The sequence below is a fragment of the Mycobacterium tilburgii genome, assembly GCF_902168065.1.
Taxonomy (GTDB): Bacteria; Actinomycetota; Actinomycetes; order Mycobacteriales; family Mycobacteriaceae; genus Mycobacterium; species Mycobacterium tilburgii.
The window spans coordinates 1-7,929 of the sequence record NZ_LR655758.1 but is presented as its reverse complement, the minus strand read 5'-3'; the positions used below and the strand labels follow the sequence as shown (position 1 = coordinate 7,929).

General features: G+C 66.9%; 7 protein-coding genes and 1 other RNA gene. 5 read left to right on the top strand and 3 right to left on the bottom strand.

All coding sequences use genetic code 11. The features are described from left to right. Positions 1-156 precede the first annotated feature (156 nt). The 3 genes from ffs to FQ389_RS17070 all read left to right on the top strand — a co-directional run bounded on the left by ffs (position 157) and on the right by FQ389_RS17070 (position 3,546). An RNA gene (ffs, locus tag FQ389_RS17080) (signal recognition particle sRNA small type) lies at positions 157-253 on the top strand. An 80-nt stretch (positions 254-333) separates the two neighbouring features. Then, complete coding sequence (locus FQ389_RS17075; RefSeq protein ID WP_144209785.1) at positions 334-1,629, top strand: aminotransferase class I/II-fold pyridoxal phosphate-dependent enzyme; 1,296 nt, start codon at positions 334-336, stop codon at positions 1,627-1,629. A 108-nt stretch (positions 1,630-1,737) separates the two neighbouring features. After that, positions 1,738-3,546 carry a DNA polymerase III subunits gamma/tau gene (locus FQ389_RS17070; protein ID WP_144209783.1) on the top strand — a complete coding sequence of 603 codons (1,809 nt, stop codon included), beginning with the start codon at positions 1,738-1,740 and terminating at the stop codon, positions 3,544-3,546. Here FQ389_RS17070 and FQ389_RS17065 read toward each other — a convergent pair. Both FQ389_RS17065 and FQ389_RS17060 read right to left on the bottom strand, forming a co-directional pair. After that, positions 3,543-4,859 carry a class I SAM-dependent methyltransferase gene (locus FQ389_RS17065; RefSeq protein ID WP_186296496.1) on the bottom strand — a complete coding sequence of 439 codons (1,317 nt, stop codon included), beginning with the start codon at positions 4,857-4,859 and terminating at the stop codon, positions 3,543-3,545. The two genes, FQ389_RS17070 and FQ389_RS17065, sit on opposite strands and share 4 nt — an antisense overlap. Next, positions 4,856-6,247, bottom strand: coding sequence for an FAD-binding oxidoreductase (locus FQ389_RS17060; protein ID WP_144209780.1), 1,392 nt, complete (start codon positions 6,245-6,247; stop codon positions 4,856-4,858). Before FQ389_RS17060 ends, FQ389_RS17065 begins: the two co-directional genes overlap by 4 nt. Positions 6,248-6,321: 74 nt before the next feature. Here FQ389_RS17060 and FQ389_RS17055 point away from each other — a divergent pair, with 74 nt between their 5' ends. Then, positions 6,322-6,759, top strand: a complete 438-nt coding sequence (locus tag FQ389_RS17055) for an SRPBCC family protein (RefSeq protein ID WP_144209778.1) — start codon at positions 6,322-6,324, stop codon at positions 6,757-6,759. Between the two features lie 67 nt (positions 6,760-6,826). Here the strand turns inward: FQ389_RS17055 and FQ389_RS17050 are convergent, their stop codons facing one another. After that, positions 6,827-7,105, bottom strand: a complete 279-nt coding sequence (locus tag FQ389_RS17050) for a hypothetical protein (RefSeq protein ID WP_260860864.1) — start codon at positions 7,103-7,105, stop codon at positions 6,827-6,829. A 131-nt stretch (positions 7,106-7,236) separates the two neighbouring features. Between FQ389_RS17050 and FQ389_RS20945 the strand changes: the two genes are divergently transcribed. Continuing rightward, on the top strand, positions 7,237-7,434 hold the full coding sequence (locus FQ389_RS20945; RefSeq protein WP_260860863.1) for a hypothetical protein: 198 nt from the start codon (positions 7,237-7,239) through the stop codon (positions 7,432-7,434). Positions 7,435-7,929: the final 495 nt, after the last annotated feature.

Below are 7,929 nucleotides of genomic sequence, written 5' to 3'. Positions count from 1 at the left end.
CACCCCCAACCGCGTCAAAGACACAGAACCCCACCCGCGTTCCAGGCGAGCGCCATAGGCCACTAGGCGAATCCTCCGTGGGTCATGGTAGCGGCTGGGTCAACGCCGAATGTGCTGCGGCCGTCATCGGGCGATGCGTGCCAGGTATTACACTTGTCATGGACCCCGCGCGGCGTCTACCCTGTGAACTCCCCCAGGGCCGGAAGGCAGCAAGGGTCAATGGGCTCTGTCGGGTGCGCGGGGTCCCCTATGTAGGGGCCACGCACCCAGTGGTTCCACCGCACGCCGGTCCGTCACTTCCGGCGTTCGACAGCGAAAGGCCCGCGAAAAGCCATGGCGGCGTTCGATTCTCTCAGCCCTGCGGAGCTCACCGCACTGCACACATGCCACCAGCAGAGCTATGCGGAATTGCAGGCCAAGAAACTGCACCTGGACCTGACCCGCGGCAAGCCCGCACCGGAGCAGCTCGACCTGTCCAACCAGTTGTTGAGCCTGCCCGGTGAGGACTTCCGTGACGCTGAGTGCACCGACACCCGCAACTACGGTGGCCTGCACGGGTTGCCCGGGCTGCGGGCCATCTTCGGCGAGCTGCTCGGCATCCCGGTACCCAACCTGATCGCCGGGAACAACTCCAGCCTGGAGCTGATGCATGACGTGGTGGTCTTTTCGATGCTGTACGGCGGTGTCGACTCGAAACGGCCCTGGAAGGACGAGCCGAGCGTCAAGTTTTTGTGCCCCTCGCCGGGCTATGACCGGCATTTCGCCATCACCGAATCCATGGGCATCGAGATGATTCCCGTCCCGATGCGCGAGGAAGGTCCGGACGTTGATCTGATCGAGGAATTGGTCGCCGTCGACCCGGCCATCAAGGGAATGTGGACGGTACCCGTGTTCGGCAACCCAACCGGCGTGACGTACGCGTGGGAGACCGTGCTCCGGCTGGTTCAGATGCAGACCGCGGCGTCCGACTTCCGGTTGTTTTGGGACAACGCCTACGCTGTCCACACCCTGACGCACGACTTCCTCAGCCAGATCGACGTGCTCGGGCTGGCCGCCGCGGCCGGCAACCCGAACCGGCCGTACGTCTTCGCGTCCACCTCGAAGATCACCTTCGCTGGCGCCGGCGTCAGCTTCCTGGGCGGTTCGCTGGGCAACATCGCCTGGTATCTGCAGCACGCCGGAAAGAAATCGATCGGCCCGGACAAGATCAACCAGCTGCGGCACCTGAGTTTCTTCGGGGACGCCGACGGGGTTCGGTTGCACATGCTGCGACACCAGCAGATCCTCGCGCCGAAATTCGCTCTGGCGCTGGAAATCCTCGAGCATCGGCTGGGCGATTCGAAGATCGCGTCCTGGACCGAACCCAAGGGCGGCTACTTCATCAGCCTCGACGTGTGGCCCGGCACGGCCCGCCGGACTGTCGCGCTGGCCAAGGACGCCGGCATCGCCGTCACCGAGGCGGGTGCGACGTTCCCGTACCGCAAGGACCCGGAGGACAAGAACATTCGGATCGCTCCCACCTTCCCGTCGCTGCCGGATCTGCGCGACGCGGTCGACGGCCTCGCGACGTGTGCCTTGCTGGCGGCGTCGGAGGCACGGGTCGACGCCCCGGCGTCGAGTATGAACTGACGGCGTTGAGTGTGCGCCTACGGTTGGAATCCGGCGAAATCCCGCCCTGGACGCACTGTCGAAGCCCGGCCGGGGCCCTAGTCGGCTGGCGCCGGTAGCCTGCTGACCGTGGCTCTTTACCGCAAGTATCGGCCGGCAACCTTCGCCGAAGTGGTCGGGCAGGAGCACGTCACCGAGCCGCTGTCCGTAGCCCTGGAGGCCGGGCGGATCAACCATGCCTACCTGTTCTCCGGGCCCCGTGGCTGCGGCAAGACCTCGTCGGCCCGCATCCTGGCACGCTCGCTGAACTGTGCGCAGGGGCCGACGGCTACCCTGTGCGGCGTGTGTGATTCGTGCCAGGCGTTGGCGCCCAACGCGCCGGGCAGCATCGACGTGGTGGAGCTCGACGCTGCCAGCCACGGCGGCGTGGACGACACCCGCGAACTGCGCGACCGGGCCTTCTATGCGCCCGCGCAGTCCCGCTACCGGGTGTTCATCGTCGACGAGGCGCACATGGTCACCACGGCCGGCTTCAACGCGCTGCTCAAGATCGTCGAGGAACCGCCCGAGCACCTCATCTTCATCTTTGCCACCACCGAACCGGAGAAGGTGCTGCCGACGATCCGGTCGCGGACGCACCACTACCCGTTCCGGTTGCTGCCGCCCAAGACCATGCGGGCACTGATCGCGCGGATCTGCGAGCAGGAAGGCGTCGTCGTCGACGACGCGGTCTACCCGCTGGTCATCCGGGCCGGCGGTGGGTCGCCGCGTGACACGCTCTCGGTGCTCGACCAGTTGGTGGCCGGCGCCGACGGCAACCACGTCACCTACCCCCGGGCGCTGGGGCTGCTGGGCGCAACGGACGTCGCGTTGATCGACGACGCCGTCGATGCGCTGGCCGCCGGGGATGCCGCGGCGCTGTTCGGGGCGGTCGAATCGGTGATCGATGCCGGCCACGACCCGCGGCGTTTCGCCACCGACCTGCTGGATCGGTTCCGCGATCTCCTTGTGCTGCAAGCAGTTCCGGACGCTGTGAGTCGAGGCGTGGTGGACGCCCCGGAGGACGTGCTGGACCGGATGCGCGAGCAGGCGGCGCGGATCGGGGCCGCGACGCTGACCCGCTACGCCGAAGCGGTACAGGCCGGTCTGGGCGAGATGCGCGGCGCGACGGCGCCGCGGCTGCTGCTCGAAGTGATCTGCGCGCGCCTGCTGTTGCCGTCGGCCAGCGACGCCGAATCGGCGCTGCTGCAGCGGGTCGAGCGGATCGAGACCCGACTGGCTATGTCGCTGCCCGCCTCCGGCGGGACGGCGCAGGCCACCCCGCCGCCACCCTCGGCGCCGCCGCGGCGGGTGAAGGCCGAACCGAAGGCCGAGCCGGCTTCGACGCCTGCACCGACCCCTGCGCCGCAACCCGTCAGCGAGCCGGCGCCAGCCCCTGAGCCGGCTCCGGCCTCAGGTGAACTCGACGCCGCCGCGGTGCGCACAATGTGGCCCACGGTGCGCGACAAGGTGCGTCAGCGCAGCCGCACCACCGAGGTGATGCTGTCCGGGGCCACCGTCCGCGCCATCGACGGTGACACCCTGGTGCTCAGCCACGAATCGGCGCCCCTGGCCAAGCGGTTGTCCGAGCAGCGCAACGCCGACGTCATCGTCGAAGCGCTCAAGGACGCGCTCGGCTTCAACTGGCGGGTGCGCTGTGAGGCGGGCGGCCCGGTGGCCACGCCCGCGGAACCGTCGGCACGCGGCGGTCAGGCGCCGCCGCCCGCGGAGGCGCCGCCCCCGGAGCCCCCCGCGGCCGTGCAACGCGACGAAGACGAGGAACACATGCTGGCCGAGGCCGGTCGCGCCGATCCCACGGCTCCGCGCCGCGATCCCGAAGAGGTCGCACTCGAACTGTTGCAGAACGAACTGGGTGCGCGACGGATCGACGGTAGCTAGGGCCACCACCACGGCCGCAGCGGCAGACTGTCGGCGCCCCGCGGCTCGACATTGGCGGCCAGCACGTGATGAAGCTGAAGGTTGTTCTGCTCGAACGCCACTCGTGACGCCGCCATGTACAGGCCCCACACCTTGGCGACCGGCAGCGAGACCTCCTCGACCGCGGCGTCCCAGTTCGCGACGAGATTGCGGCACCAATCGCGCAGCGTCATCGCGTAGTGGTGGCGGAAGTTCTCCGCATGCAGCACTTCCAGGCCGCAGTTCTGCACCTCGGTGATGATCCGTCCCGAACCGGTCAGTTCCCCGTCGGGGAAAACGTACCGGTCGGTGAATCCGCCCGCGAACGAGGTCTGCTTGTTGTCGTGACGGGTGATGCAGTGGTTGAGCAGCAGGCCGCCGGTGCGCAATTTCGACTTCAAGCACTCGAAATAAGCCGGGTAGTTCTTGACCCCGATGTGCTCGGTCAGCCCAATCGAGGAGACCGAGTCAAAACCGCTCTCGGGAACATCGCGGTAGTCGCCGTGCCGCACCTCGGCCAGGCCCGAGAGCCCGTCGGCCTCGATCGCCTGCCGGGCCCACTTCGCCTGTTCGGCCGACAGCGTGACACCCATCGCGCGGACACCGTGCCGCGCGGCGTAGCGCACCATGCCGCCCCAGCCGCAGCCGACGTCGAGCAGCCGGTCACCCGGTTGCAGCCGCAACTTCTCGAAGACCAGGCGGTACTTGTTCTCCTGCGCCTCTTCCAGGGTGGCGTCGGCGTCCGGGTAGACCGCGCAGGTGTAGGTCATCGACGGGCCGAGCACCCATTCGTAAAACGCGTTGGAGACGTCGTAGTGATGGTGGATCGCCTCGGCGTCCCGCGTCTTGTTGTGCATTAGGCCGTCGGCGACGCGCAGCCACCGCGGCCGGGTCTCCTGCGGCGGCGGCGGAACCGGCACCAGACGCTCGATGCCGATCGACCGGACCACCTGCGCCAGCCTCCACGCCGACGGCCGCTTGAAGTCCACCCGGTCAGCCAGCATCTTGAGCAGCTCATAGGGGTCGCCGGGGTGCACACCGTAGGGCTGCAGGTCACCGGAGATGTAAGCGCGGGCGATGCCGAGCTCGCCGGGGGCGGTCGCCAGATAGGTGGCGCCGCGCGGCGAGCAGAGGTTCAGGCCGAACTCGGCGTCCTCGTGGCCGGCAACGCTGCCGTCGTAGGCGGTGAACTTCAGCGGATATCGCCCGCTGGCGGTGAAGACCGCCAGCACCTCGGCCATGGTGAGCTTGCCGGCGATACGGGTGGAGTGGTCGGGCTGTTTGGTTGTCGTCATCGCCGTTGCACCGCCTTTGCGTAGAGATCTAGCAAACGTGAATCGGGATCATAAGAGTTCTTGACCGTCTTATAGGCCTCGCCGCCGTACAACTGGTCAAACTCTTCGCGGGTGTAGAAGGAGTCGGAGTACAGCGACTTGTGCCCGTCGAGCTCGCTGACCTTGGTCTCGATCGCCCGATTGGTGGCCCCCACGCCGTCCCCGCCGGGCACCGACGACCAGAAGCCGATGTTGACGTAGGCCTGGTCGGGTGGGATCGGGTACAGCGGCCAGCCGCCATGATCGCGAAGTCGCAGCGGGCACAGCCAGATCGGTGTGATTGGGACGTTGTCCAAAAACCATTCCAGGAAGTCGCAGGCACGCCGCACCGGGACCTCGACATCCTGGACCACCCGTTCACGGGGCGGACTCCCGTGCCGCTTTTCGATGCGATCGGACACCCCGAAGCGACGATCCAGGACGACCAGCTTGGAGTATACGCTGCTACGCCGGTACCGGCGCGGCCACCAGCGGCGCACCCGCGGATTCTGCACGCCGAATGCGCGCGAGCACCAGAACCAGTCGGTGTCCCACCGCCAGAAATAGTCGTGCATGGTCAGCCGGTCGTCTTTGACGTGCTCCGTGCCGGGCGTGTCGTGCCGAATCGACTGGTAGTAGATGCGTTTGCCGGTGTAATCGCTGACCGGTCCCGGGGTGGTGGTGCGTCTGCCCAGGCACAGGTAGCTTTCGTCCGCACTGAACACCACGCCGTCGAGGTAGTCGACCGCGGTGCCGCCTTGCCCACCGGTGTCCACGATGCGTTCCATCGCGGTGATCAGCTCGGGCACGGAGTGGAACCGGATGTGCCGCAGCGCCGCGAACGGCGTGACGGGCTCCAATTCGATCCGGATCCTGGTCGAATAACCCAGCGTCCCATATGAGTTGGGGAAACAACGAAACAAATCGGAGTTCTGGGTACGTGATGCGGTGACCAATTCGCCAGCGCCGGTGAGGATATCCATCTCCAGCACCGATTCATGCGGCAGACCATTGCGGAACGACGCCGACTCGATACCCAGGCCGCTGACCGCGCCGCCCAGGGTGATCGTCTTAAACTGCGGGACGACCAGCGGCGAAAGACCGTAAGGCAGCGTCGCCGCCACCAGATCCTCGTAGGTGCACATGCCCGCCACGTCGGCGGTGCGGGTATCGGGATCGACGCCGAGAACGCCGGTCAATCCCGACGTGTCCAGACCGGGCGCATCGCGTTTAGCGCGGGCGCGGAACAGATTTGACGTGGGCTTGGCGAGCCGGATCGCGGACGTTGCGGGGATGGATCGATAACTCGCCATTAACCGATCAACGCCCGACGTATGAGTCGAGTGTGCAGATCCTGAGATTGGCACCATCTATACCCTAGTCTTCGACAACACCACGTGCACCCGATGTACGGGCCGCATCACACCAGAGGAGTTCGCGCCTGATGGCACAGGTCAGCGCCGCCAGCACGATTTTGATCAATGTCGACCCGGCGGCCACGCTGACCGCGGTGGCCGACTACCAGAGCGTTCGTCCGAAGATCTTGTCCCCGCAGTACAGCGAATACCAAGTGCTGCAGGGCGGACAGGGCCAGGGCACCATTGTCAAATGGAAGCTGCAGGCCACCAAATCGCGTAGCCGCGATGTGCAGGCCACCGTGGACGTAGCCGGCCACAGCGTCATCGAGAAGGACACCAACTCATCGATGGTCACCACCTGGACGGTGGCTCCCGCCGGTCCCGGATCCAGCGTGACCGTCAAAACCAGTTGGACGGGCGCCGGCGGGGTCAAGGGCTTTTTCGAAAAGACCTTTGCGCCGCTGGTGCTGAAGCGAATTCAGGGTGAAGTGCTGGCCAACCTGAAGAAAGAACTCGAAGGCTAGGGCTGCGCCACCGCGCGTTCCACAAACAGCGCCAGGTGTTCTCCGTACGTGCTCAGCGCGTCGGCGGTCAACATTTCCAGGTGTGTGCTGTCGACGGAGTTAGGTGACGATCTCGCCGGCGACATACGGACGCCATACTTGTTGCTGAGCGCGGGCCGCGTATCCGGTTCGCAGGCTCCGCCAGTGTCCCGCTGCCCTGCTGCAGCACGTCGACCGGGACCACCTCGGTCCCGCTGTCCGCCGTGCCCAACTGCTCGCAGAGGTTCCGCACCGACGGCGCGTAGAACATGGTGCGCACCGGCAGGTGGATCCCGAGCGCGGTGTTGACCGCGGCGGTAACCCGCATCGCCGACAGTGAGTCGCCGCCCAGGTCGAAGAACGAGTCCTCGACGCCCGACCTGCTCGATGTCCAGCACTTGCGCGTAGATGCCGGCGACGACGCGCTCGGTCTCGGTCTGCGGGGCGTGGAAGGGCGTGGTGGCGAACACCGGAGCCGGCAGTGTCTTGTTGACGATCTTGCCCGACGAGGTCAGCGGGAACTCCTCGAGCACCACGATCTGCGCCGGCACCATGTACTCGGGCAACCACGCGCTCAGCCGCTGCCGCACGGCACCGATCTCCATGTTGGTGTTCGGGTTGTTGGCGTGCACGCCCCGGCCCGAATGCGGAAGGTAGATGTCGGTCAGTGTCGGTCCGGGTCGGCCGGCGTGAGGATCTCGCTGACGCGCACCGCCGCGGGCCAGTTGGCGGCCAACCGGGCGTGCAACCCCGAGCAGGCCCCCGCACTCGGTCCACGTCCAGGCGGTCGCGTCGGCAACCGGCATTGGGAAAGTACTGGACGACGGAGTTGACGACGATGGTTTCGCTACCGACATGTCGGTGGCGACTTAGTGCTCACACAGCGGGGCGAGTTGCGACAGCAGCAATCCCGAGCCGCCGCCGATCTCCAGCACCTGCTTCGGCCGCAGTGCCGCGATCCGATCCACGGTGTCCGCCCGTCACTCGAACATCTCCTCCAGCGGAATCGGGGCTGCCTTCGTCGAGTGTGTCGACGGCCCGCATGCAGTCGCGGGCAGTCACCGCACCCGGCTCGGGTACCCGCAGCCCGGTCGTCGTCGACCCGCAGCCGCACCATCGCATGCCGGTCCGGCAGCGCTTGCAGCACGCCCG